Here is a 24,729-nt window from a genome sequence, read left to right as displayed (position 1 = left end):
TGATGAAGCGTTTCCCAGCCTATTACACGTTCCGGCACATCGCGGGTCACTATGGCCTGCGCCTGTTCGCCTTTCTGGTGCTGATCTTCCTGATGCTGCCGATCCTCGTGATCATGCCGCTGTCGTTCAACGCCGAGCCGTTCTTCACCTTCACCGACGGGATGCTGGCGCTCGATCCTGACGCCTATTCGACGCGCTGGTATCAGGAGTTCGCGGACGACCCGAACTGGCGTCTGGCGATCTGGAACAGCTTTGCCATCGGCATCGCCTCGGCCCTGATCGCGACGACTCTGGGCACTTTGGCGGCGGTCGGTCTTTCGTCGCCCTGGATGCCCTACAAGCGGCTGATCACGGCGCTCCTGCTGTCGCCGATGATCGTCCCGCTCATCATCATCGCGGCGGGCATGTTCTTCTTCTATACGCGCTTCAATCTGGTCGGCACCTATCCGGGGTTGATCATCGCCCATGCCGCCCTTGGGGTGCCCTTTGTCATCATCACCGTCACCGCTACGCTCAGCGGCTTTGACCGGTCGCTTTTCATCGCAGGCCTCAGCCTTGGGGCGCGGCCCGTCAAGGTCTTCTGGGACGTGGTGATCCCGCTGATCCGGCCCGGGGTGATCTCGGGCGGCCTCTTTGCCTTCGTGACATCCTTTGACGAGGTGGTGCTGGTCCTGTTTCTGGCCGGTCCGGAACAGCGGACCATCCCGCGTCAGATGTTCTCGGGCCTGCGTGAACAGATCAATCCCACGATCCTGGCCGTCGCAACCCTGCTTGTCGTCCTGTCGGCGGCGCTCCTCTTCACGCTGGAGGCGTTGCGCCGCCGGTCGGTGCGCATGGGCGGGTCCGGCTGAACGGGCCTGATCTCGATCAAGGACGTGATGCGACGACATGATAGGGGTTTCGGGATGATACGAAGGGGGCCCGGATGACTGACGATCCATACGAGGTGCTTGGCCTGACCAAGGCGGCAACGGCCGACGAGATCAAGAAGGCCTACCGCAAACTCGTCCGGAGCAGCCATCCGGACCTGCACCCCGACGATCCCGATGCCGAAGCCCGGTTCAAGGCGATTTCGATGGCCCATGATCTGTTGAAAGACCCCGAAACCCGCGCGCGCTTTGACGCGGGCGAGATCGACGGGCTTGGGGCCGAGAAGCCGGGGCGGCAATACTATCGCGATTTCAGCGATGCGCCGGGCAACGCCTATCAGAGCCGAAAGGGCTTTGGCGCGGGGGTCGACCCCGCCGATATCTTTGCCGAAATCCTGCGTAACCGAGCCCGTCAGGGCGGCATGGGGGACGACATGGGCGGCGGGTTTCGCGCCGCCGGTTCCGACGCGCGCTATTCGCTCACCGTGTCCTTCCTCGACGCGGCGCGGGGGGCCGAGACGCGGATCACCTTGCCCGACGGTCAGAACCTTGCCGTCAAGATCCCGCAAGGCACGGACGACGGCCAGACCCTGCGCCTGCGCGGCAAAGGCGCGCCGGGGTTCGGGGGCGGCCCGCCGGGCGATGCCCTGATCACGGTCATGGTGCGGCCCCATCCGGTCTTTCGGCGTGCGGGCGATGACATCCATCTGACCCTGCCCATCACATTGGACGAGGCGGTTCTGGGCGCAAAGGTCACCGCGCCCACCATCGGCGGCCCGGTCGGCCTGACCGTGCCGCCCGGGGCAAGCTCCGGCCGTGTTCTGCGCCTGCGCGGGCGGGGGATCGCGCGGCCGGGCAAGGGGACGCCGGGGGATCAGCTGGTGGAGCTTCGGATCGTCGTTCCGCCCGATCCGGACGACGGGTTGCGCGACTTCCTGCGGGAATGGCGCAAGACCCACGCCGTTGACCCAAGGGCCGATCTGATGCGGGAGGCAGGCAGATGAGCGAGCGTTTCTCCGAAGACGAGGTGGTCGTCACCGTCACCCGCCTGACCCGAAGCCAGTTGATCCGCTTCATCGAAAGCGACTTCGTCAAACCCGAACGCGGGGCGGGCGGCTATTCGTTCCGGCGTGTCGATATCGCGCGGCTGGAACTGCTCTGCGACCTGTCGCTCGACCTCGATCTGGACGAGACGGCGCTCGGCATCGTGTTGTCGCTGATCGATCAGCTGCACGCCGCGCGGCAGGATCTGGCCACGATGGCCCATGCCATCCAGACGCTGCCCCCGGATCTGCGCGACCGTGTTCTGGCGGCGATGAGGCCGGACGGCTGAGGGCCCGCGCGCTCAGCGCAGGGCGGCGATGACGCTGGACACCTTGGTGACAAGGGCGACGTTGGTCATCGCATAGTCGATGGACGCGCGGTGCCAATCGGCGTTCATCGTGCTGCACCCGTCTTCGGGGATGACCATGACATAGCCCTTGTCGGCCCCGGTCCGGGCCGTGTGCTCCACGCTCATGTTGGTCCAGGCGCCACATTGGATCAGGATGTCGCGGCCTTCGGCCTTCAGGATCGTCTCGAGCCGCGTGCCCTCCCAGGCGGACATTCGGTTCTTGGTGACGATGTGGTCGCCTGCCTGCGCCTCCAGCCCGGGGGCGGGTTCCGACCCCCAGGTCCCTTCGACCAGCGCATTGTTGTCGAGAACTCCCTCGAACAGGGGCGCATTCAGGGTCAGGCCCTGGCCGCCGGGCGGGTTCTTGAACCAGACGTGGATCACCGGCACGCCGAGTTTGCGACAATGCGCGGCCAGATCGGCGGTCTTGGGAATGTTCTGCTGCGCCCGGCAATGGTCAGGCGACCCGGTCTCTGCAAAGGCCCCGCCGTCCATGATCACGTCGTTCTGCATGTCCTGGATGATGAGGGCGCAGCGAGCCGTGTCGAGCATCAGGGGTTCGGTGCCGGCGGGGGGGGAGGAAGCTGACATGAAAGGCTCCCGTCTTGGGCCAATCCTGGTGGGCACCGCATAGACCGATGTTCCGGCGGTGACGAAGAGCGTGTGCCAATCGTGCCCGCCCCAATGCAGGTTCGCCGCCTGTTCGGGGATGGCCACCTTGCCGATCAACGCGCCCGACGGCGCATAGACCCACAGCCCCCCCGGGGCGGTGACCCAGACGTTGCCCTGCGCGTCGCATTTCATCCCGTCTGGCACGCCGGGCAGCCGCCCGTCGCGAATGCCCGACGCAAAGATCCGGCCGCCGTCCAGCTTGTCGCCCTTGAGGTAGAACACCCGGATGTTCGCCTGTTCGGTATCATTTACGTAGAGCTTGCTTTCGTCTGGGCAGAAGCACAGGCCGTTCGGCTGGCTGAACATGTGGCGGTCGACCATCAGTTCCGGGTCGCCGCCGCCCGGCGGCAGGCGGAACACCCCTTGCCAGCCAAGCTCCCGCGGCCGCTCCACGCCGTAGTGCGGCATCCGGCCATACCAAGGGTCGGTGAACCAGATGGAGCCGTCGGACTTCACCACGATGTCATTGGGCGAATTCAGCTCCTTGCCCTCGAAATGGCTGGCCAGAACCACGCGGGTCCCGTCGGGCGCGATGCGGACAACCGACGAGGTGGCGTGTTCGCACACCATCAGGTTCAGGCTCGCGTCATAGGTCATCCCGTTGCCCTTGTGCGACGGGCGCGCGACCTCGGTGATATTCGCCCCGTCCCACCGTCGCCGCACATCTCCGGGCATGTCCGAGAACGTCAGATGATGCTCGGACGGATGCCAGATCGGGCCTTCGGTAAAGATGAACCCGCTGCCGATGGTGCGAACGGGCGCGTTCACATCCAGAAGCGCATCGAATGCGGGGGTGACGGCGGTATGGGGCATGGTCTGTCCTTGGGGTTAGACGGGGAACCAGTTGCGTTTCTGGACCGTCTGGCTGACTGGCCCCGGGACCTGCATGTCGAGGCGTCCGACGACTTGCCCGTTCTCGATCTTGGCGGGTTTGTCGTGGATCGGCAGCAGGAAGCGGGAGCTGTTGAGCAGCTTCTTGACGGCAGCCTTTTCGCTGCGCTTGGAGCCCGCGTGGTTGCCGGTCACCTGCACCTCGTGGTCGTTGACCTGGAACAGCGGCTCGACGATCTGATCCTGAAAGTCATAGATCACGTCGCCGCAGATCGTCGCCAGACCCTCGGCGGTTTCCACGTGGACGTTCATCGACCCCTCGGTATGGGCGTTCGCCGCCTCCAGATAGACGCCGGGGATGAGTTCGATCGCGCCCGACAGCTCCAGGTCTTCGAAGCGCAGGGCGTGGGGCGTGTGCAGCCGTTCGATCAGGTGCTGGATGTCGGGCTTGGGATACTGCGGATGCATCAGGCCCGAGACGGAGCATTCCATTTCACGCCGGTTGATGACGACGGTGGTATTCATCGGAAACTTGTCGTCCTTGCCCGCATGGTCGATGTGCAGATGCGTGTGGCAGACATAGCGAACATCGCCGACCTTGACGCCGTGGCGGGCCAGCTGGTTTTCGATCATGTTTTCATGGAATTGCAGCCCGCGCATGCCGAGCGTTTCCATGATCGCGTTGTCCCGGTAGCCGGTGTCCACCACGATGGGATAGGTGCCGCCCAGGATCAGGAAGCCATAGACCGGAACGCGCCGGGTGCGCCCGCATTCGCGTGCCAGCACCAGGAAGCTGCTTTCCAGTTCGATATCGCCGTAGTCCAGGATTTTGATTTCCAGAGCCAATTTCGGTCCTCCCTAGTGTGTTGCGGACAGCCGGTAGACCCGGACTGCGGTATTGGTGAAGATGTCGGCCTGTTCGGCGGCGCTCAGCCCGCCTGCGCCCTGCCTGTGGGCGTCGAGAAGCCGGTCGTAGCTGGTCCAGAGCTTCTCGATGGGAAAGTTGGAGCCCCAGAGGCAGCGCTGTGCCCCGAACAGGCCCACCGTCTCGCTGATGAGCCAGGCGATAAGCGCGGGGTCGTTGCGGTGGATGAAGGTGCCGAAACCCGACAGTTTCGACACGACATTGGGTTCCGCAGCCAGGGTCGCCATCGCCTGCCGCCAGTCGGCGCGGCCCGCATCGCTCAGGTCTTCGAGCATCCCGGCATGTTGCAGGATCAACGTCACGCGCGGACAGGCCCGGGCAAGGGCCGCGGCGCTGTCCATCTGCCCGGCGAACACCTGAAGGTCGAAGGTCAGGCCATAATCGGCCAGCCGCGCGATATTGGCCTGCACGTTCGGAAAGCGACAGATGTCGGGATCCTGCGCAAAGCGATAGGTCGGGTTCTCGTGCCAGTGAAACTGCTGCCGGATGCCGCGCAGAAGCGGGTATCGCGCCAGCCGGTCGAGGGCGGGGCGGGCATCGGGCACGGTCATGTCGGCATAGCCCACGATCCCCATGGGCCAGCCGGTGTCCTGCGCCGTCTGACTGACCCAGGCGACTTCGTCCTCGGCCCGCTCGGTGGGCCAGTTGGCCTGCACATAGACACTGCCGGTGATGCCGGCGCCTTGCGCGTCGCTCAGGTATTCCTCGATCGGGTAATCGCGCTTGATGGCGTCGTATTCGCCGAAGATGCGCGGCTGGCTCGGCCCCTGAAGCCAGTGCAGGTCGGCCTGACGCCAGATATGGAAATGGCTGTCGATCATGCCGGGGCCCCCCGTGCGAAGCCGAGGATCTCGGCGCAGATGCGCGCGGCAGAGGAGCCGTCCCCGATGTGGTCGATCAGGGGCGCGATGGCCTGCATCGCCGCCGTCTCGGGCGTCTGTCCGGCCTGCACCAGCGGCGACAGCCACAACGCCCCCCAGGACAGCCGCGACAGGCGGGCCACAGCATCGGTCAGGGCCTGCGGATCGCCGCGTTCCAACCCGTCAGACAGGATCACGCAATAGGCCCCCCGCGCGAAACTTGCGAAGCGTGGGACAGACAGGAAGACCTGCAACGTGTCGCCCAGACGGGTGCCGCCGTCCCAATCGGCCACCAGTCCCGCCACGCGCGACAGGGCAAGGCCCTGCTCGCGCGGTCGCAGGGCGCGGGTCACGCGCGTCAGACGCGTGCCAAGGGTGAAGGTCTCTACGTGCGGCAAGGCCTGGGTGACGGCATGGGCGATGCGCAGCGCGCTGTCCGTCTGCGCCTTCATGGAGCCCGAGACGTCGATCAGCAGCAGGACTCTCCGGGGTTTCACCACCCGACGCCGGACCGGCAGATGGCCGATATCGCCGTCCCGGCGGGCCATGTCGCGGAAGGCGCGGGCTGGGTCGGGGCGGGGGCCCTTGGTATGGCTTTCGGTGCGGCGCGTCCTTCGCATGGGCATCGCCGCGGGTGCGGACCGCGCGAAACGGCGCAGCGTCTGCGCCTCGCTCAGGGCGTCGAAGTCGCGCGCGAAGAGGCGTTCGGCAACCGTCGCCTCGCTGCCGGACGGGTCTTCCTCCTCGGCTTCGGGCTGCAATTCGGGGGTGCCCGCGTCATAGGCGTCGGGCATGTCCTCGGGGTCGCCCATGGCCGGGGCGGCGATGGTCCGGCCCAGGAACGACTGATCGAACAGCGCGTCGAATTCGGGCCAGCGTTCGGGCGGCGGACCATAGAGCGCGCGCGCCGCCGCCCTGATGTCGGCAAGCGCCCGGGGGCCAAGCAGTTCCGTCGCGGCGATCACGTCCACTGTCTGTTCGGACGCCGCCGGAAAGCCGTGGGCCCGCAGCGCGGCGGCGAAATGGAGATAGGGAAGAAGGGGCCGGGGGACGGTCATGCCGCCACCTCGGCCAGCAGGGCGTCGAGACCGGGCGCCACATAGCTTACGTCGTCCTGATCCTTGAGGGCCACGCCGATGGCCCGCGCAAAGGCCGTGGGCCAGGCCGCCCCCTGGGCATTGAGCAGCGTCGCCGCCTCGGCCCATTCGACCGTTTCGGCGACGCCGGGAGGTTTGGCCAGCGGCTCCGCGCGCAGGCGGTTGACGGCGGCGACAACGGCCGCGGCCGTCCGCTCAGCCACGGTGCTGGCCCGCATCATCACGATCTGCGCTTCCAGCGCCGGGGCCGGATAGTCGATCCAGTGATACACGCAGCGACGGCGCAAGGCCTCGTGCAATTCGCGCGTGCGGTTCGACGTGAGAACGACGACCGGATGCTCCTCGGCGCGCAGGGTTCCGCGCTCGGGGATGGACAGGGTGAAGTCGGACAGGAATTCCAGCAAGAACGCCTCGAACTCCGGGTCCGCGCGGTCGATCTCATCGATCAGCAGGACGGTCTGGCGCGGGTTCTGCAACGCCTGCAACATGGGCCGCGCAATCAGGTATTCGTCGCCGTAGAGGTTGATGAAATCCTCGCCCGCCTGCCGGATTGCCAGCATCTGACGCGGGAAATTCCATTCGTACATGGCCGCCGAGGCATCGATCCCCTCGTAGCACTGCAACCGGACCAGGCCCCGCCCCAGAACCGAGGCGATGGCCTTGGCCGCTTCGGTCTTGCCCACGCCCGGCGCCCCTTCGAGCAGGAGCGGCTTGCCCAGGGCCAGCGCCAGATAACCCGCGGTCGAAAGCCCCTCGTCGGCAATGTACTGCGCGTCGCGCAGCACCTCGGCCAGGCGGTCCGGGCTGTCGATCCCGGCGATGGAGGGGCGGACCGGCATCAGCCTTGCCTGACCGCTTGGGGCCGCGCGCCGCCATTCGCCCGCAAGCCGCGCAGGATCTTCTCGGGGGTGATCGGCAGCTCGTCGAAGCGGACGCCGACCGCATTATAGAGCGCGTTGGCCACGGCGGGCAGAACGGGGTTGGCGCACATCTCGCCCGGGCCCTTGCCGCCGAAAGGCGCGTCTTCGGCGGGCCGTTCCAGCACCGCGATGTTGTGCGGGGTGACTTCGCCGGGCCCCGGCATCAGGTAGTTGACGAAATCCACCGGCCCGTGGTCGCGGTTCGGATAATAGGGCTCGGTCGTCTCCCAAAGCGCATGGGACAGACCCATCCAGGCCCCGCCGATCAACTGCTGTTCGACCAGACGCGGGTTCAGGGCGCGCCCGACTTCATAGGCCGAATTGATCTGAAGGACCTCCACCTCGCCCGTCTCGTCATCGACGGTCAGGTCCACGACCAGCCCCGCGTGGGCGAAACAGGACACGGGCGTCATCTCGCCCGTCTCGGGGTCCACTTCGGAGAGCGGGATGAGGAAGATGCCGCGACCGGCGATGGTGCGCCCCTGCTTGAACTGGGCCGCCTGGCTTGCCGCCATCGTGGTGATCGACCGCGAGGGCGCGCCGCGCACGTGGATGTTGCCCCGCCCGTCGGTTACAAGGTCGCCCGCATCGACCTCCAGCTCCTCGGCGGCGGCCTCCAGCATCACGCCCCGCGCCTCTTCGGCGGCGCGAATGACGGCGTTGCCGACCCGGTGTGTGCCGCGACTGGCAAAGCTGCCCATGTCGTGGGGGCCTGTGTCGCTGTCGGCGGTGTCGACATAGACGTCCTCGACCGGCACACCAAGTGTTTCGGCCGCGATCTGCCGCGTCACCGATTTCATCCCCTGCCCAAGGTCGATGGCCGACAGGGCGACGGTGAACTTGCCGTCGGGGTTCGAATGGACCAGCGCCTGCGACGGGTCGCCGCCCAGGTTCATGCCGATGGGATAGTTGATGCAGGCGAACCCGCGCCCCTTGTGAATGGTCATCTCAACGCCTCCTGAAGCCGGAGAGGGAGGAAAAGCGGTTGGGCTTGTTCCGCGGCTGATCCGGGGACGATGCCGCCGTTTGCGGCGCCGGGCGGGCCTGCGCCGGGGCAGGGGCCGCCTGGCCTGGCGTCGGTGTCGGGGTCGGGCGGTTTGGCTGCGCCGATGACGGGGAGGGCGGTGCGGAGGCCCCGGCCTTCTTGGCATAGGAGCCGCTGTCGAACCCCTCGACCAGGCCTTTCTGATCGGTGACCGTATGCGCGGGCAGCGCCGCGCGCGCGCCACCGCCGTCTTTCATCGATGCGGCGGCCTGCGAACTGGGGGCGATGGACCACCCGGCCTTCTGCGCCGCGACCTGACAGCATTCGATCAGTGCGGTATTCTTGGCCAGACGCCTGTGCGCCTTCATGTCGCCGTCGCGGTAGGCGTTCAGGATGCGCAGGTCGATCGGGTTCATGCCGACCACCTCGGCCACCTTGTCCATATGCGCCTCGATGGCGAAATCGACGCCGGTGATGCCGAACCCCCGCATGGCCGTGGCGGGCGTGCGGTTGGTAAAGACGCAGTAGACGTCGGCATGGACGTTCGGGATGGTATAGGGCCCGGGCAAATGCCCCACGCCCTTGATGATCGCGTAGGAGGACAGGCGTGTATAAGCCCCGCTGTCGAAATAGCCGGTGAACTTGCGGGCCACGATCCGCCCGTCGTTCATCACGCCATCGGTCAGATACCAGCGTTCCGCGCCACGCGGCGCGCCGACCTGCATCTCTTCCTCGCGGTCCCACGCGAATTTGCAGGGTCGACCCGTCAGGCTTGCCCCCAGAATGGCCATCGGCTCGTGCAGGCTGTCCACCTTGCCGCCGAAACCGCCCCCCACCGTCCCGCCGATGAAATGCAGCCGGTTGGAGCCCATCTTGAGCATCTTGGCCGCTGTCCCCAGGCTGAAGAACAGGGCCTGCGTCGAGGTATAGCAGACATAGCGGTCGTTCTGTTCGGGGGCGGCGATGGCGCCGCAGGTCTCCATCGGGGCCTGCTCGATGGGCGACATCTGATAGCGCCCCTCGACCACATGATCGGCCTGGGCCAAAGCCGCATCCACGTCGCCGAAGCGCAGCTTCTGATGGTCGTAGCGACCGTGATAGACGAAGGCGTTCTTCGGATAGACCGGGTTCACGGTGGGCGCGCCGGGCTTCAGCGCCTCTTCCACGTCGAAGACGGCGGGCAATTCCTCGTAGTCGACCCGCACCTTGGCGACCGCATCGCGCGCCTGAAGCTCCGTCGCCGCGATGACGCAGGCCACCGGCTCGCCCCGGTAGGCGACCTTGTCCGTGGACAACAGCGGCTCGTCGTCGATGCCGAAATCCAGAAGACTGAGCAGGGTGTTGAGGTTCTGCGGCACGTCCTTGCCGGTCAGCACGCGGACGACGCCGGGCATCCGTTCGGCCTCGGCGGTGTCGATGCGGCGGATACGGGCGTGGTGATGGGGCGAACGAACGGCGCGCATATGCAGCAGCCCGTCGAACAGATGGTCGTCGAAATAGGGCGACCGCCCGGTGACATGGCCCAGAATATCCTGCCGCCGCGTGGGTTTGCCGACCTCGTTCAGGGTGTCATCGCGTTCGTCGGCGAAAAGGTCCTTGCGGAATTCGATCATCCTTGCACCTGCTGTCCTGTGGCCGCGAGGATCGCGTCGATGATGGGGGCGTAGCCGGTGCAGCGGCAGAGGTTGCCGCTGATCGCTTCGGCGATTTCGTCACGGGAGGGGCGCGGGTTGCGGTCGAGCAGGGCCTTGGCCGCCATCAACATGCCCGGCGTGCAATAGCCGCATTGGGCCGCGAAGCCGTCCATGAAGGCGGTTTGCAGGGCGTGAAGCTGCGCGCCGTCGGCCAGGCCGCCCGTGGTGTTGACTGTCTTGCCCGACACGGTTTCCGCCAGCACGAGGCAGGACAGCTGCGGTTCGCCGTCGATCAGGACGGTGCAGGCGCCGCAGGTGCCCTGGCCGCAGCCGTATTTGGGGGACAGGTCCCCCAGACCACGCCGCAGGAAGTTCAACAGGTTCTCGCCCGGATCGGTGAAGCCCGCGCGCTCCGCCTTGTTGAGGGTCAGGGTCACTGGCGTCTTGCCCATCACGAACGCTCCATCCGGGTCAGAAGGCGGGTCAAATGGACCGCCGCGACCTCGCGCCGGTACCATTCGGAGGCGAGCGGGTCGGTCGGAGGCGACAGCCCCTCCAGCGTCACTGCCGCAGCCCTGGCGATTGTCGAGGCGTCGAGGGATTGCCCCTCCAGCGCGCGTTCGGCCCCCGTCGCCCGCAACGGATGGCCGCCCATGGCGCCAAAGGCGATGCGGACATTGCGGATGCGCCCGCCTTCGCGCGGCAGATAGGCGGCGATGGACATGACCGACGCGCCCTTGGGCTTGGTCCGGCTGACCTTGTGCCAGCCAAAACTGCCCGGATCGCGCGGGCGCGGGATCAGGATTTCGGTGACCAGCCCCGACCGGTCCCGGTCGCGCAGGAAATCGTCGACCGGTTTCTGACCCTGGGCCGTCGTCACCTTCGCCCCGATCGCCAGAAGGGCGACGGTAAAATCGCCATAAGGGTGCGGCGCGAAGAGGTTGCCGCCAACGGTGCCCATGTTGCGCACCTGTGGTCCCCCAACCTGGCGTGCCACCGGGGCCAAAAAGGCAAGGTCGGGGTTCGCGACGATCTGGTGCAGCGTGACGCAGGCCCCGACGCTGATCCCGTCGCCGGTGCCGCGGATGGCGGTCAGCGCGGGATCAGTGCTGCGAATGATGCGCGTGAAGCTCTGGTCGCCCGCGTTCACGTCGCGCATGACGAGCGTTCCGCCGGCCAGAAAGCGGGCATCGGCCCCCATGGCCCGGGCCGCTTCGGCGGTTGTCGCATAGGTTTCGATGGTAAAAGCCATTACGCGCCTTCCAGTCTCATATAGGATTTCACGGCGTCCATGCCGCCCTGATAGATCTGGCTGCCGACCATCTCCCTCAGGGTCTTTTCCTGACCCGGTGGCGTGTCGAAGCGCGACTCCCAGTGCCAGAAGGTGTGATCGTCGTCGGTCACCGGCAGGAGCCGGACATGCGCCACATAATTCAACAGCGGGATCGGCGTCTCGAGCAGGCAATAGCTGAACGCCATGTCGATATCCGACAGCGACAGGAGTTGCTCGCGCAGTTCCGACCCGTCGGCCAGATGAAAGCGGCGCACGCAGCCGACCTTGTCGGCAGGCTGGCCGCGGTCGATGGCGCTGTCGCTGACGGCGGGATGCCAGCGGTCGTGGCCGTTGAAATCGCGGATCACGTCCCAGACCGCCTCGACCGGGGCGGGCAGGATGGTGGATGTGACGACCTTGACCATTGGCGACGCCCCTTACCTGCGGCCCAGGGGGGCGCGGCGCGGAGCGGTCGAAATCGGTGCTGTCATGTCGTCTCCTCCCTTTCGTGCGACCGGATCGGTCGCCGTGCCGTCGCAAGCTGGTCCGTCAGCCCGTCATCTGTCGCTTGAGCGCGTCGAAACCCGCCTGGAACACGTTGTTGCCAATTCCGACGACAAGATCCTCTGCATCCGCTTCGGCACAGTCGAATTCGGCGGTCCATTCGGCGAAGGTGCGGTCCCCGTCGGTGATCGGCGTGAGCCGCAGGGTCGCGACATAGTCGGTCAGCGGCATCGGGCTTTCCAGGATCGCATAGGTGCACGACAGGTCGAAATCGCTGAGCGCCAGAAGCTTTTCGCGGATCCGGTCGCCGTTCTGCAGGTGGAAGTCGCGGACGCATCCCACGCGGTCGGACGGCTCGCCGTTCTCGATCCGGCTGTCGCGGATGCGCGGGTGCCAGCGGGGCAGGGCGTTGAAATCCCGGATCTTGTCCCAGACCTTTGCGGGCGGGGCCCCGATGACGGAGGAGATGAAGACGCGGGGCATTATTTCTTGTCCCCTTCCGGCTTGGCGTCGGGTTTGGCCGCCTTGGCCGCCCCATCGGCCACGCGCTGCATGTCGGACGCCTCGCGCATGAGGCCGCCCTGCTTGGCGATGTTCGATCCGTCTATGCCGATGTCGGACAGCAGGCTGTCGATCATCGGCGCCTGGACGCGGTAGCGCAGGGCGGAATTGATGACCTCGTCCGTCGGGCTGCCCCCCGACGACCCGGAACCGCCGCCCATGCCATCGAGCTGCATGATGCGGATATCCTGGATCTTCTCGAGCGGCTTGACGGACGCGGCGACGATGCCCTCCACATGCTCCAGCATCTTGAGCTTGAAGAGGCTGGCGCGGGCCGGATCGGTCAGCACGTTCTCGGCCTCGTTGATCAGGCGTTGTGCCTCGGCCATGACCGAACTGCGGACCTTTTCGGCCTCGGCCGCAATCTTTGCTTCTTCGGCGGCCTTCTGCGCCATCAGCACGTCGATCTTCTGCTTGCGGTTGGCGACCTCGGTCTCTCGGACGGTCTTGACCTTCTCTTCGGCCTCGGCGGCTGTGGCGCGGGCGGCATCGGCCTTGGCGCGGGCCGCCGACTCCTCCAGCGACTTGGCATAGATCGCGATGGCCTTGTCGAGCTGGACCGTCTCGACCGACTGCTCCCGCTCGATCTCCAGGCGACGGCGCTCGGTCTCGTGGCTGATCCGGATCTCGTCGATCCCGCGCTCGGACGCGATGCGGGCGCGCTCGATATCCTCGCGGCTTTCGATCTCGGCCTCGCGAAGCGCCTGAATCCGGGCGATTTCCAGCTGCTCGATGGACCGGCGGCGCTCGATCCGGCTGGCCTCCACGGCCTGTTCGCGGGCGACTTCGGCGGTCTCGATCGCCTCCTCGCGCTCGATCTCGCGGGCGCGGGTGGCCTGATGGGCGGCGATGCGTTCGGCGTCCAGCGTCTTCTTTTGGGCAATTCGCGCCTGTTCGATGGCCTCGTCGGCGGCCAACTTCGCCTCGTCGAGCGCGCGGTTGCGGGCGATCTCCTGCGACCGGGTCGTCTGATCCGCCGCGATCCGTGTCGCGGCCACTTCGCGCTCGCGGGCGATGCGCGCCTGTTCGATGCTTTCCGCGGCGGCGATCTCCGCGGCTTCGACGGCCTTCTGGCGGTCGATTTCCAACTCGCGAATGCGCTGATCCTCTGCAATCCGGGCCTCGGAAACCTCGGCGGCCTGGAGGATGCGGATGCGCTCCACGGTCTCTCGCGCGGCGATCTCGGCTTCGTCGAGCGTCTTCTGGCGGGTGATCTCCTGCAGGCGGACCTTTTCCTCGCCGCTGATGCGGGTCTGGTTGATGACGAGTGTCCGGGCCATGCGGGCACGCTCGGTTTCTTCGGTGGCCTTGATCTCGGCCTGTTCGGTCACGCGCTGGCGCTCGATTTCGAGGGCCTGTGTCTCGCGGTCCTTGGCGATGCGGGCTTCGGCCAGTGCGCGCTCCTGTTCGATGCGCGCGCGTTCGGTTGCTTCGCGGGCGGCGATCTCGGCCTCTTCGATGGCGCGGGCCTTGGCGATTTCCCTGGACTGGGTTTCCTGATCGTTGGTGATCCGCGCTTCCTTGACGGTCCGTTCCTGAAGGATGCGGGCGGTCTCGGTCTGTTCGCGGGCAGCGATTTCCTCGGCCTCGATCTCGCGCTGGCGGGCGATCTCGCGGCTGCGGATCTGGCGCTCGGAGGCGATGCGGGTTTCGGAAATGCTCTGCTCGTTGGCGATGCGCGCCTTCTCGATGATCTCGCGGGCGGTGATCTGGGCGGTCTCGCCCTCGGTCTCGCGCTCCGCACGCTCCCGCGCCAGTTCGGCCCGTTGCTGCGCGCGGCGGAATTCGACGTCGCGTTCCTGGGTCAAGCGCGCTTCCTCGGAGGCGCTTTCGATGTCGAGCGCTTCCTTTTCGGCCTGCAGGTTGCGGGTCCGGATCTGGATCATGCTGTCCTGCTCGATGTCGTTGCGCAGCTTGCGGCGCGCCTCGATGTCCTGGATGAGCGTGGTCAGACCTTCGGCATCGAACCGGTTGGAGGGGTTGAAGAATTCGAGGCTGGTCTGGTCGATGTCGATGATGGCGACCGATTCCAGCTCCAGCCCGTTCTTGGTCAGATCGTCCTGCGCGATTTCACGGACCTTGGTGACATAGGCGTTCCGGTTCTCGTGCATGTCGGACATCGACATTTCGGCGGCGACGGTGCGCATGGCGGATTCGAACTTGCCCGACAGAAGGCCGTGCAGGTTCTCTGCCTCCAGCGTTCGGCGACCCAGGGTCGACGCGGCCATCGACACGGCGGGCCGCTCGGGGCGGACGCGGACGTAGAATTCGGCTTCGACGTCCACGCGCATCCTGTCCTTGGTGATGAGCGCGTTCTTCTGCGTGCGCGTGACAGCGAGGGGCAGGGTGTTCATGTTGACGGGCGTGATGTCGTGGACGATGGGCCAGACGAAGGCACCGCCGTCGATCACGACCTTTTCGCCCAGGAAACCCGTTCGCACGAAGGCCACTTCCTTGGTGGAGCGGCGATAGAGCCAGTTCATCACCCAGTAGAGAATGGCGATAACGATAACCGCCACGATGAGCCACAAGACGAGCTGTCCGATGATCTGTCCGGTCATTGCTGTAATCCTTCCCTGATCACTTGCCCGAAATCTGTTTGAACAGACGGGTTTGTTCCGTGAGCGCGACCTCGGTCGGCAGCCGTTCCATCGAGGAGGCGCCATAGAAGCCGTGGCAATTCTGCGTGTTCTTGAGGACGTATTCCGCGTCTGCGGGCATCGCGACGGGGCCGCCGTGGACCAGGACGATGGCGTCCTTGTTCACTCGCAGCGCCGCTTCGGCCATGCCGTCGACCAGGGCCGGACATTGCTCCAGCGTGACGGCGGTATCCGCCCCGATGGAGCCGCCGGTCGTCAGGCCCAGATGGCAGACGATGATATCCGCGCCCGCCTTGGCCATGGCTGTCGCGTCGTCTTCGTTGAAGACGTAGGGCGTGGTGAACAGGTCCTTCTGATGGGCCTTGGCGATCATGTCGATCTCCAGCCCAAAGGACATTCCCGTCTCTTCGAGGTTGGCGCGGAAGGTGCCGTCGATCAGGCCGACCGTCGGGAAATTCTGCACCCCCGAAAAGCCGCGCGCCTTCACCTCGTCCAGGAACTTGTCCATCAGGCGGAAGGGGTCGGTGGCGCAGACGCCCGCCAGAACCGGGGTGTGCTTGATGACCGGCAGGACTTCGGAGGCCATTTCCATGACGATGGCATTGGCATCACCGTAGGGCATGAGACCCGCAAGCGATCCGCGCCCCGCCATGCGGTAACGGCCGGAATTATAGATCACGATCAGGTCGATGCCGCCCGCCTCTTCGCATTTCGCGGAAAGTCCGGTGCCGGCCCCGCCGCCGACGATGGGCGTGCCTGCGGCTTTCATGGCCTGGAACTTTTCGAGCAGGGACTGTCTGGAAATCATCTTGCTACCTTTGTCTTGCTGTGCGGGCGCACCGGTCCGTGAAGTTCGCGGAAGGCCGCGACCATGGCCGCCGATGCCTCGGGGGCGTTGATGTTATGGGGAAGGCGGATCAGGCGACGTGCGGGCGTCTGTCGCACGGTCTGTTCCAGAGCATCGAAAAGCGCGGCGCGGGCGCGCGGATCGTCAAAGGGCTTGCCCGGCGCATCCAGCAGCGACACGCCGCCTTCGGTCAGAAAGAAGCGCACCGGCGCCTCCATCTGGTTCAACCGCTCGCCGATCCAGCGGCCCATGGCGGTGTTTTCCTCGGGCGTGGTCCGCATCAGGGTGACTTGCGGGTTGTGTTCATAGAACAGCCGACCCCGGTATTTTTCGGGCACGGTGTTGGGCGCGCCGAAATTCACCATGTCGAGGGCCCCGACCGCGCCGACATAGGGCATCCGGGCACGGATCATCGCGCCGAAGCGATCTTCGGTGGCGGCAAAGACCCCGCCCATCATCATGTCGCAGACCTCGGTCGTGGTCGCGTCGATGACACCCTTGATCATGCCGGAGTCGACCAGCTTCTCCATCGACTGCCCGCCGATCCCGGTGGCGTGGAAGACGAGGCAGTCATAGTCGTCCTGCATCGCCGCCGTGATCTGCTGGACCGCGGGGGTGGTGACGCCGAACATCGTCAGGCCGATGGCGGCGCGCGCCTCGGTCGGGGCCGGGCCTGCCTTGCGACGGGCGTTGGCCATCCCCGCCATGGCGTTGGCCGCATTGCCCAGAACCGAGCGGGTGATCGCGTTGATCCCCTGGACGTCGGCCACCGAATGCATCATCGTGATGTCCGCCGCGCCGACGTATTGCGACACCTCGCCCGAGGCGACGGTCGAGACGATGATCTTGGGCACCCCGACCGGCAGCGACCGCATGGCCGGGGCGACGATGGCCGTGCCGCCCGACCCGCCCGCCGACAGAATGCCGAGGATGCCGGACTGACCGCGCATCCAACGCTCGAACGCCAGCGTCATGCCCGCGACCGACTGGCCCCGGTCGTTGGTGAACACGCCCGACGCGCCGCGCGGGTGGAAAGCGGCGATCTGATGGGCGGGCACATCCGCGCCGGAATGGACGTTGGTCGTCGACAGATCGACGGTCCGCACGGGCAGGCCGGACGCCCGCAGGATGTCGCGCATGAAGCGCAGCTCTGCGCCCTTGGTGTCGAAGGTGCCGGCGACCAGAACGATATTCTCGACCGATGGGGTAATCGGCTGGATGACAGGCTGGCTGCCCTGAACGGCGGGGCCGGTCGTCTTGATCCGCGCCTGCGTTTCCAGGACGTCGACGGGAACGGGCCGGCTCCACCGGGTCGGCGTCTTCGGGTTGGACAGATAGATCTTGGTGACCGTGGTCGGGCTCGGCGCCGCCGCCTCGGGCGAGTCCTGCGGCGCGGCCTCCCCTTCGCCGGGACCATCGCCCTCGCCGTGGCGACCCACACCCAGAAGCCGCTGTTGCAGATCGCGGTCCGAAGCCAGAAGCCCCGCGTCGACCAGCCGGTTGATCCGCCCGTTGACCATGATGGCCACGTCTTCGGCAATCGCCGTGGCAACCCCGATGTTCTGTTCGATCACCAGCACGTCGATGTCGCCGTCTTCGGCAAGGCGGATCAGCATCTGCTCCACCTGTTCGACGATCACCGGAGCGAGCCCCTCGGTCGGCTCATCCATGATGAGAAGTTTCGGGTTGGACAGAAGCGCACGGCTGATGGCGAGCATCTGCTGCTCTCCGCCCGACAGTTGGGCGCCACCGTTGGACTTGCGTTCGGCCAGGCGGGGGAAGGTCGAATAGATCCGCTCGACCGTCCAGGCACCTGACTTGGTGGCCACCAGCCGCAGGTGTTCATCCACCGTCAGCGACCGCCAGAGACGCCGCCCCTGCGGCACGTAGCCGACACCGAGACGGGCGATTTCAGCGGGGGATTTCCCGATCAGGCTTTGCCCGGCGAAGGTGATGGACCCGGCGGCGGCGGGCACCAGACCCATGATCGCCTTGCACAAGGTCGTCTTGCCCATCCCGTTGCGGCCCACGACCGACAGGACGCCGCCCGCCAGGTGCAGATCGACGCCCTGCAACGCATGCGACGCGCCATAGAAGACGTTGAGACCCTTGACGTCGAGGGCTGGTGCCTGCGCGCGCTCAGCCATGGCCACCCCCCAGGTACAATTCCTGCACCTCCGGATCGTTTTCGATTTCTTCGGGGCTGCCTTCCTTGAAGATGCGCCCGTTGTGCATCATCGAAACCGAGGTCGCGACACGCAGGGCCACGTCCATGTCATGCTCGATGATGATGTATCCGATGTGTCCGGGCAAACCCATCAGGATGGCGATCAACTCGCTGCGCTCGGTGGGCGACAGGCCGGCCGCTGGCTCATCGAATAGGATCAGGCGGGGTGCCCCGGACAGGGCCAGCGCGATCTCGAGCTGCCGCTGCTGGCCGTAAGCCAGGTTGCGGACCATGGTGTCCTTGAGCGGCGTCATGTGGACCGCCTCGATCAGTTCGGCCGCCCGCGCCATCAGCGTGTCGTTGCGCCGGGGCCGCAGCATCGAAAACCGTCCCCGGCTGACACCGCGACAGGCCAGATAGACGTTGTCGATCACCGACAGCCCGCCGAACAGCAGCGAAATCTGATAGGTGCGCCGAAGGCCGCGCCGGATACGCTCCTGCGGCGGAAAGCTGGTGACGTCTTCACCAAAAAGGCGGATGGAGCCGTTCGTCGGAAGGAAATCGCCCGTGACGCAATTGAACAGCGTGGTCTTGCCCGCGCCGTTGGAGCCCAGAACCGCGCGCCGTTCGCCGGGCCGGACGGTCAGGTTGATATCGGTGAGCGCGGCAAGCGCACCGAAGAGCTTGGTGACACCCCGCAGTTCCAGCGCGTTGCCGCTGCTGGCGCTGCCCAGACGGTCGGCGGCGGTATCGGTCATCGTCATGCCGACCCCCCGCGTGCTTTCCCGGTCAGCGGATCCGCATTGGCCGATCTGCGCGCTTTCCAGCGATCCCAAAGGCCCAGGACACCGTCGGGCGACCAGAACACGATGGCGAGAAAACCAAGGCCGATCAGCATCTTGAACCGCTCGCCCGACAGACCGAACGCCAGCAGGATGTCGGGGGCAAAGGCCCGCAGAACGCAATAGATCAGCGCGCCGATGAAGGGTCCGATGGGGTGGCGCAGACCGCCGACCACGGCGATCACCAGGATGTCGAAGACATTGGGCAGGCCCACGGTGCCGGGCGATACCTGCGCGTTCTGCCAGACCAGAAGGATGCCCCCGATGGAGGCAAAGAAGCTGGCGAAGGTATAGGCATAGATGCGGTGCATCGTGACGTTGAATCCGAGGGCCGCCATGCGGCGCGGGTTGTCGCGCACGCCTTGAAGGGCCAGGCCGAAGGGCGACCGCGATACATAGAGGACGCAGATGAACGAGAGCGTCGCGGCCCCGAGCGTCAGGTAGTAGAACGGCACGGGTTGCCGCCAGTCGACGCCAAAGAGCTGTGGTGGGATGACCAGGTTGAACCCGGTATAGCCGTTGAAGATCGGATAGTTCTGCCGCGCGAAATAGAAGAACGCCGAGGCGATGGCGAGGGTGATCATGATGGTATAGATCCCCTCGGTCCGCACGGCGAGGGCACCCACGAGGGTCGCAAAGATGCCCGCGACGATGATGGCGACCGGGATGTTCAACCACCAGGGCCAGCCGAGCGACAGGGCCGCGCCGCTGTCCCCGAAGAGGGCCACGCCATATCCGGCCAGCCCCGCGACGGTCATCTGAAGCAGGCTGACCATGCCGCCATAACCCGCGAGGAACTGCAGCGACAGGGCGATGGTCCCCAGGATGAAGGCCCAACCGAAGACCTGGAACAGGATGAAATCGTTGGCCAGCACGGGCATGATGAGCGCCAGCGCGATGATCCCGAAGTTGGTGGCCGAGATATGCTCGATCCACTGATAGGAGGGCTGCGGTCTGGTGTCGGTGACGGCCATCAGCGACCACCCCCCAGAAGGCCCTGGGGCCGGAACGCCAGGACCAGCGCCATGATGAGGAACGACAGGACCACCGAATAGGTCGGCATGTAGACCGACCCGAGCTGATCGGCGAGACCGATGATGAGCGCGCCGAGCGCCGCCCCCGGGATCGACCCCATGCCGCCCACGATCACCACCACGAGGCTTGCCAGCAGGAAGCGCGTGTCTTCACCCGGGGAAATCGACTGGAACGTGCCGCCGACGATGCCCGCGATGCCCGCCAGCCCCGCGCCGAAGGCAAAGACCCCGACGAAAACCAGCTGGATGCGCACGCCCGTCGCCGTCAGCATCTCCTTGTCGTCGACGCCGGCCCGGATCAGCATCCCGATCCGCGTCTTGTTCAGGGCGAACCACATGCCCAGGCCGATCACGATGGAGGCCACGAGGATCGCGATGCGCACCTGCGGATAGCTGAGATAGACGATCTCGCCGCTGTCCCGGATGGACGAGATGATCGGCAGTTTTGTCGGACCCGACAGCCATTCGGGCGTCAGGATGGTGTAGCTTTGGCCGCCCCAGATCCACAGCATGATGTCGGCGGCGACGATGCCGATCCCGATGGTGACAAGGGTCTGGCGCAGATCCTCGCCCTCCATCCGGCGGAAGACAACATATTGGAGGACCACGCCGATCAGGGCCACGATGATGAAGACGACGGGGAACGCCCAGATCCACAGGCCCGTCAGATCGACCCAGAGATAGCCCATGTAGCCGCCGAACAGATAGAGCGACCCATGGGCCAGGTTGACGTTCTTCATCAGTCCGAAGATCAGCGTGAACCCCGACGCGACCAGGAAGTAGAGCGCCCCGAGGGTGATGCCCCCGAAGAGCGCGTTCAGGAAGATGCGCTTGCGTCCGAAAATGTCTTCGGCGGCGTCCGACCAGGGGGCGAAGATGGCATACAGCAGGATGAGGGCCGCCAAGCCGATGAGAGCCGACCAGACCGGATAGCGCTGAGTGAACGCCCTCATGAATTCCTCCCCGATGTACGTGACGATTCCCCTGCGGGAGCCGACGTGACGCCGTCTACTCTAGGGGCGGGGCCGGGGCGCGGGCATACCCGAGAGTCTCAAAGCGTGGCGCAGGGTCGCGTAAACATCGGCGAGATCGGCGCCGGTTTCAGAGCGTCATCGCGTTGAGAACGCTGCGGCGATAGTCGGACGGGGCCACCACGCCATTGGCGATGAAGAACCGCGAAAAACTGGCTTGGCTGGAAAAGCCGAGGTCAAAGCCGATGTCCGTCACGGCGTCCTGGCTGTCGGTCAGAAGGCCGATGGCACGCTCCATCCGCAGGGCGTTCATGTAGAGGTTCGGGGTCACGCCCACGTGTTGCCGGAACAGCTTGTAGAAATGCGGTCGTGACAGGCCGGCCGCACGGGCAATGTCGGTCAGGGTGTCGTCGCTGCCGACGTGGTCGCGCATCAGGCGCAGGGACGCGCGGACCCGGAAATCCCAGACGGGCAGGGCACGTCCGACGAAGGCCGTGCCCTCGGTCGTCCATTGCCACGACTGGTCGAAACAGGTCTGGGTCAGGGCGCAGATCTCGTCCTCGACGTTGCCGTCATCGACCTCGTGCTCCAGCATGACGCGGGCGATGTGGTGGACATGTGCGTTGATCGGCGTGCTGGCCTCGATGGCGTTGCGCCCGAAGCGCAGGGACGAGGTGGCGCGTCGGCTGGCCTCCAGAAACCAGCCGGGATTGATATAGAGAACCAGCGCGAGCGTCGGCTCATCGTGCAGCGGTCTGTAGAGGTGGGGTTGCCACGGGCTGACGGCGGCGGCCTGTCCGGGCGCGATCGGATAGGCCTTGGACTCCACCACCATTTCCGCAGGCGGGCCCTGAACGTGGAACACAAGATGGCCTTCCCTATGGGCGTGACGCACCATGGGGCGATCCATGTTGTAGAGGCACACGCGACCAAAAGGCCCGTGAATTACGGCGGCAGCAGTGCTCATCTTCCTCCCTCGCGCAACTTTTGGTAACGCGACCCTAGGGCAAGCCTAATCTTGTTGCGCCAAAAGACAAGGTTTTGTTCTTGGCTCACAATGCGGCCTCCAGCATGGTCTGGTAATCGGCGGCCGTGGCCATGCGCGGGTTGGTCCGGTTGGTCGGGTCCGCCTCGGCCTGCGCGGCGATCTGCGGCAGCGCCGTGCGGGCCAGTCCGGTCGGGCTGAGCCGCAGGGGCAGGGACAGTCTCTCGCCCAGCTTCGCGAAGGCCGTCGGCAGGTCCGCGCTTTCGGGCAGGCGCATCGTCTCGGCAATCAGGCGATAGCGTTTGCCAACGGCGGGCGCGTTGAATTCAAGGACATGGGGTGCGAGGGCCGCGTGAAGCTGTCCATGGGGCGCGGGCCCGCCGGGCACCTGACGTTCGAGCGCATGGGCCAGCGCGTGAATGCCGCCAAGGCCCTTTTGCCCCGCCAGCGCGCCGTTCAACGCGGCGGCCATCAATTCGCGCCGCGCCTCGAGGTCACCCCTGTCATCGACTGCCCGGTCCAGCACGGCGGAAGCCCGCCGCAACCCTTCGAGCGCGATGCCGTCGGCGGGCGGGTTCCAATCGGTGCACAGATAGGTTTCGACGCAATGGACCAGCACGTCGATGACGGCCGCGGCCATGGCCTCGGGGCCTTCGTCGGACATCAGGGTCGGATCGCAGAGCGTGGCCGACGGCAGCAGCGCCGGGCCGATCAGGGTGACGGGCCGGGTATCGGCGCGCACCAGTCGGATGCAATTGCCCAGACCCGCGCCACAGGCGGCCGTCGTGGGCACCGTGATCACCGGCAGGGCGCGACCCCGGTCCCGAAGGGTGGTGGCCGTCCCGGTCAGAACGCGCGTGCGGGCCGATTTGTCCGCATAGGTCAGGGCCAGCAGGCGGGCCATGTCGATGGCCGCGATGCCACCAAAGCCGATGACCCCGTCGCAGCGGCCCGCGCGAAACCGCTCGACCGCGATCAGCAGGTTGGCCTGGGTCAGGGGGGCATTGGGCAGCAGCTGTCGGGTGACCGGCATCCCGTCGGGCAAGGCCCCGAGGAACCGGGCCAGCAAGGCTCCGTCAGGTTCGCGATCGGTCAGGACGAAGGGGCGGGTGATCCCGCATTGACGCAGTTCGGACTCGATCCCGTCTTCGAGAACCGCGTCGGCAAAGCGCACACGGGTCAGATACGTGATCAATGACATGATGCGGCCCCTCCGAACGTCCGCCGGTCGGGACGGCAAGGTCCCCCGGCGCAATGTCTGCAAAAGGGGCGGGGCCAGCGCCAAGCCGGCCCCGCTCAGGCGTTCGGGAACAGGTCAGCCGCCGTTGAGGGCGTCGCAATCCGGCGTGTCCCGCGACGGCAGGCCAAGGGCGGCGAAATCCGCCATCTCGAGGCCCAGGGTCTGGGTCACGCCTTCGACCTTGCTCACCATCTTGGTCGACAGGGTGCCGTCCTCGTTCTCGATCACCTCGCTGATGAACACGGGGCCGGTGGCCTGACGGTTCTCATTCAGGGTGATGTCACCGATGGGGCTGGCCAGGGTCAGGCCCGAGAGTGCGGCGCGGAACGCTTCCTGTCCGTCGCTCGTGTCGCCCTCGACCTCCTGCAGGGCGGTCAGGGCGGCCATCGTCGCGTTGTAGTAGCCGGTCGCGAACAGCGACGGGGTGGGGAAGCGGTCTTCGGGGGCCCACTTCGCCTGATAGGCTTCGACATAGGCCTTCCAGGCCGGGCTGTCGTAGTCGTCGGCCTGCGGACCAGACGACACGGTCCCGATCAGCGCGTCCTTGGCGCGCCCCTCGGCCGTCAGGACCGACTGGTCGACCAGGATGGTGCCCGCGATGATGTTCGTCTCCGAGCCGGCCTGCTGATACTGGTTCAGGAAGTTGATGGCGTCCGTGCCGCCGATCCCCAGATAGATCGCATCGACGTCATCGGGCAGGGCCGCGATGACCGATCCGAAGTCCGAGCTGCCCAATGGCTGCCAGAAGCGTTCCTCGATCTTGCCGCCCGCGCGGCAATAGTCGACGGCGAAGCCCATGAAGTTGGTGTAGCCGAACGAATAATCCGCCGCGACCGTGGCGATGTTCGTCCAGCCCAGTTCGTTCACGACATAGCTTCCGAGGCCCGAGCCCCACTGGTTGCCGTCGGTGTTGAACCGGAAGAAATTGGGCGACGGATCGACGAAGGTCGTCTCGAGAGCGCCCGAGATACCGTTGATGATCGTCTTGTCCGGGATCGTCTTGGAGTAGTCGCGCATCGCGATACCCTCGGACCCGGACAGCGGGCCGACGATGATGTCGACGCCGTCCTGCTCGATCAGCTTGCGTGCGACGCGTACGGCCGTGTCCGGCGTGGCGTCCGATGGTCCCAGAACCCATTCGATGGGCCGACCGGCGACTTCGCCGCCGAACTGGTCGATGGCCAGCTCAACGCCCCGGATGCCGTCACCGCCGGCAACGGTGAACGTGCCTTCCTGGGTGACCAGCACGCCGATCTTGAACGCTTCCTGGGCTTGTGCGGTCAAGGGCATCGTCAACGCTGTCGCAGCGACAACGCTTGCAATAAATCTGTTCATGTCATCCTCCCTTTCGGGTCGCATGAATGCCTGTTGGCCCCTTCGCGTGGCCGTGGCGGTGCGACCTCGATCCTCGTCCTCAGACGGTAGGCGCGGTTGCGGAATTCGTGATTACCGGGGGTGCGACGTCATACCCGAGCGTCTCATTTTTCCGAAATTGGCCGCCCGCACCGGTCGGGCGGCC

23 protein-coding genes are annotated in these 24,729 nt (G+C 66.1%); 3 read left to right on the top strand and 20 right to left on the bottom strand.

Annotation, left to right across the window (positions count from 1 at the left end; all coding sequences use genetic code 11):
* Positions 1–2: 2 nt before the first annotated feature.
* From BM002_RS02050 to BM002_RS02040, 3 genes are all read left to right on the top strand, one after another.
* Positions 3–851, top strand: coding sequence for an ABC transporter permease (locus BM002_RS02050; RefSeq protein WP_092776812.1), 849 nt, complete (start codon positions 3–5; stop codon positions 849–851).
* A 74-nt stretch (positions 852–925) separates the two neighbouring features.
* Positions 926–1,873: a DnaJ C-terminal domain-containing protein gene (locus tag BM002_RS02045; protein ID WP_092776810.1), complete on the top strand. Its 948-nt coding sequence runs from the start codon at positions 926–928 to the stop codon at positions 1,871–1,873.
* Entirely contained in the window at positions 1,870–2,202 is a 333-nt protein-coding gene (locus tag BM002_RS02040; protein ID WP_092776808.1) for a chaperone modulator CbpM, read from the top strand. The genes BM002_RS02045 and BM002_RS02040 overlap by 4 nt, the downstream gene beginning before the upstream one ends.
* A gap of 12 nt (positions 2,203–2,214) precedes the next feature.
* Here BM002_RS02040 and BM002_RS02035 read toward each other — a convergent pair whose 3' ends face one another.
* From BM002_RS02035 to BM002_RS01940, 20 genes are all read right to left on the bottom strand, one after another.
* Complete coding sequence (locus BM002_RS02035; protein WP_092776806.1) at positions 2,215–3,747, bottom strand: isochorismatase family protein; 1,533 nt, start codon at positions 3,745–3,747, stop codon at positions 2,215–2,217.
* 15 nt (positions 3,748–3,762) lie between these two features.
* On the bottom strand, positions 3,763–4,611 hold the full coding sequence (locus BM002_RS02030; protein ID WP_092776804.1) for an MBL fold metallo-hydrolase: 849 nt from the start codon (positions 4,609–4,611) through the stop codon (positions 3,763–3,765).
* Between the two features lie 12 nt (positions 4,612–4,623).
* A complete protein-coding gene (locus BM002_RS02025; RefSeq protein WP_092776802.1) occupies positions 4,624–5,511 on the bottom strand; it encodes an amidohydrolase family protein in 888 nt (295 codons plus the stop codon).
* Positions 5,508–6,608: a vWA domain-containing protein gene (locus BM002_RS02020; RefSeq protein WP_092776800.1), complete on the bottom strand. Its 1,101-nt coding sequence runs from the start codon at positions 6,606–6,608 to the stop codon at positions 5,508–5,510. Before BM002_RS02020 ends, BM002_RS02025 begins: the two co-directional genes overlap by 4 nt.
* A complete protein-coding gene (locus BM002_RS02015) occupies positions 6,605–7,486 on the bottom strand; it encodes an AAA family ATPase (RefSeq protein WP_092776798.1) in 882 nt (293 codons plus the stop codon). The genes BM002_RS02020 and BM002_RS02015 overlap by 4 nt, the downstream gene beginning before the upstream one ends.
* Positions 7,486–8,514: a xanthine dehydrogenase family protein molybdopterin-binding subunit gene (locus BM002_RS02010; protein ID WP_092776796.1), complete on the bottom strand. Its 1,029-nt coding sequence runs from the start codon at positions 8,512–8,514 to the stop codon at positions 7,486–7,488. Before BM002_RS02010 ends, BM002_RS02015 begins: the two co-directional genes overlap by 1 nt.
* 1 nt (position 8,515) lies before the next feature.
* Positions 8,516–10,165, bottom strand: a complete 1,650-nt coding sequence (locus BM002_RS02005; RefSeq protein ID WP_092776794.1) for a xanthine dehydrogenase family protein molybdopterin-binding subunit — start codon at positions 10,163–10,165, stop codon at positions 8,516–8,518.
* Positions 10,162–10,638, bottom strand: a complete 477-nt coding sequence (locus tag BM002_RS02000) for a (2Fe-2S)-binding protein (RefSeq protein WP_092776792.1) — start codon at positions 10,636–10,638, stop codon at positions 10,162–10,164. The genes BM002_RS02005 and BM002_RS02000 overlap by 4 nt, the downstream gene beginning before the upstream one ends.
* Entirely contained in the window at positions 10,638–11,438 is an 801-nt protein-coding gene (locus BM002_RS01995; RefSeq protein ID WP_092776790.1) for an FAD binding domain-containing protein, read from the bottom strand. The genes BM002_RS02000 and BM002_RS01995 overlap by 1 nt, the downstream gene beginning before the upstream one ends.
* The gene (locus BM002_RS01990; RefSeq protein ID WP_092776788.1) at positions 11,438–11,884 is read right to left on the bottom strand and encodes an SRPBCC family protein; all 447 of its coding nucleotides are present in this window, start codon (positions 11,882–11,884) and stop codon (positions 11,438–11,440) included. The genes BM002_RS01995 and BM002_RS01990 overlap by 1 nt, the downstream gene beginning before the upstream one ends.
* A 124-nt stretch (positions 11,885–12,008) precedes the next feature.
* Positions 12,009–12,446 carry an SRPBCC family protein gene (locus BM002_RS01985; RefSeq protein WP_092776786.1) on the bottom strand — a complete coding sequence of 146 codons (438 nt, stop codon included), beginning with the start codon at positions 12,444–12,446 and terminating at the stop codon, positions 12,009–12,011.
* Positions 12,446–15,085 (bottom strand): flotillin family protein, encoded by a 2,640-nt coding sequence (locus BM002_RS01980; protein WP_092776784.1) that lies wholly within the window; start codon positions 15,083–15,085, stop codon positions 12,446–12,448. Before BM002_RS01980 ends, BM002_RS01985 begins: the two co-directional genes overlap by 1 nt.
* A gap of 19 nt (positions 15,086–15,104) precedes the next feature.
* Positions 15,105–15,932 carry a phosphoenolpyruvate hydrolase family protein gene (locus BM002_RS01975; protein ID WP_092776782.1) on the bottom strand — a complete coding sequence of 276 codons (828 nt, stop codon included), beginning with the start codon at positions 15,930–15,932 and terminating at the stop codon, positions 15,105–15,107.
* Complete coding sequence (locus BM002_RS01970; protein WP_092776780.1) at positions 15,929–18,118, bottom strand: ABC transporter permease; 2,190 nt, start codon at positions 18,116–18,118, stop codon at positions 15,929–15,931. The genes BM002_RS01975 and BM002_RS01970 overlap by 4 nt, the downstream gene beginning before the upstream one ends.
* Entirely contained in the window at positions 18,111–18,902 is a 792-nt protein-coding gene (locus tag BM002_RS01965) for an ABC transporter ATP-binding protein (protein WP_175484778.1), read from the bottom strand. Before BM002_RS01965 ends, BM002_RS01970 begins: the two co-directional genes overlap by 8 nt.
* Positions 18,899–19,954, bottom strand: a complete 1,056-nt coding sequence (locus BM002_RS01960; RefSeq protein ID WP_092776778.1) for a branched-chain amino acid ABC transporter permease — start codon at positions 19,952–19,954, stop codon at positions 18,899–18,901. Before BM002_RS01960 ends, BM002_RS01965 begins: the two co-directional genes overlap by 4 nt.
* Complete coding sequence (locus BM002_RS01955) at positions 19,954–20,967, bottom strand: branched-chain amino acid ABC transporter permease (protein WP_092776776.1); 1,014 nt, start codon at positions 20,965–20,967, stop codon at positions 19,954–19,956. Before BM002_RS01955 ends, BM002_RS01960 begins: the two co-directional genes overlap by 1 nt.
* A 148-nt stretch (positions 20,968–21,115) precedes the next feature.
* Positions 21,116–21,895 carry a helix-turn-helix transcriptional regulator gene (locus tag BM002_RS01950; RefSeq protein WP_175484777.1) on the bottom strand — a complete coding sequence of 260 codons (780 nt, stop codon included), beginning with the start codon at positions 21,893–21,895 and terminating at the stop codon, positions 21,116–21,118.
* Positions 21,896–22,037: 142 nt separating this feature from the next.
* Positions 22,038–23,171, bottom strand: coding sequence for an iron-containing alcohol dehydrogenase (locus BM002_RS01945; RefSeq protein ID WP_092776772.1), 1,134 nt, complete (start codon positions 23,169–23,171; stop codon positions 22,038–22,040).
* A gap of 114 nt (positions 23,172–23,285) precedes the next feature.
* Complete coding sequence (locus BM002_RS01940) at positions 23,286–24,545, bottom strand: ABC transporter substrate-binding protein (protein WP_092776770.1); 1,260 nt, start codon at positions 24,543–24,545, stop codon at positions 23,286–23,288.
* Positions 24,546–24,729: the final 184 nt, after the last annotated feature.

It is taken from the genome of Jannaschia pohangensis (assembly GCF_900113875.1).
Taxonomy (GTDB): Bacteria; Pseudomonadota; Alphaproteobacteria; order Rhodobacterales; family Rhodobacteraceae; genus Jannaschia; species Jannaschia pohangensis.
Note: the sequence above shows the minus strand (reverse complement) of the source record. Positions and strands in the feature narration are given on the sequence as shown.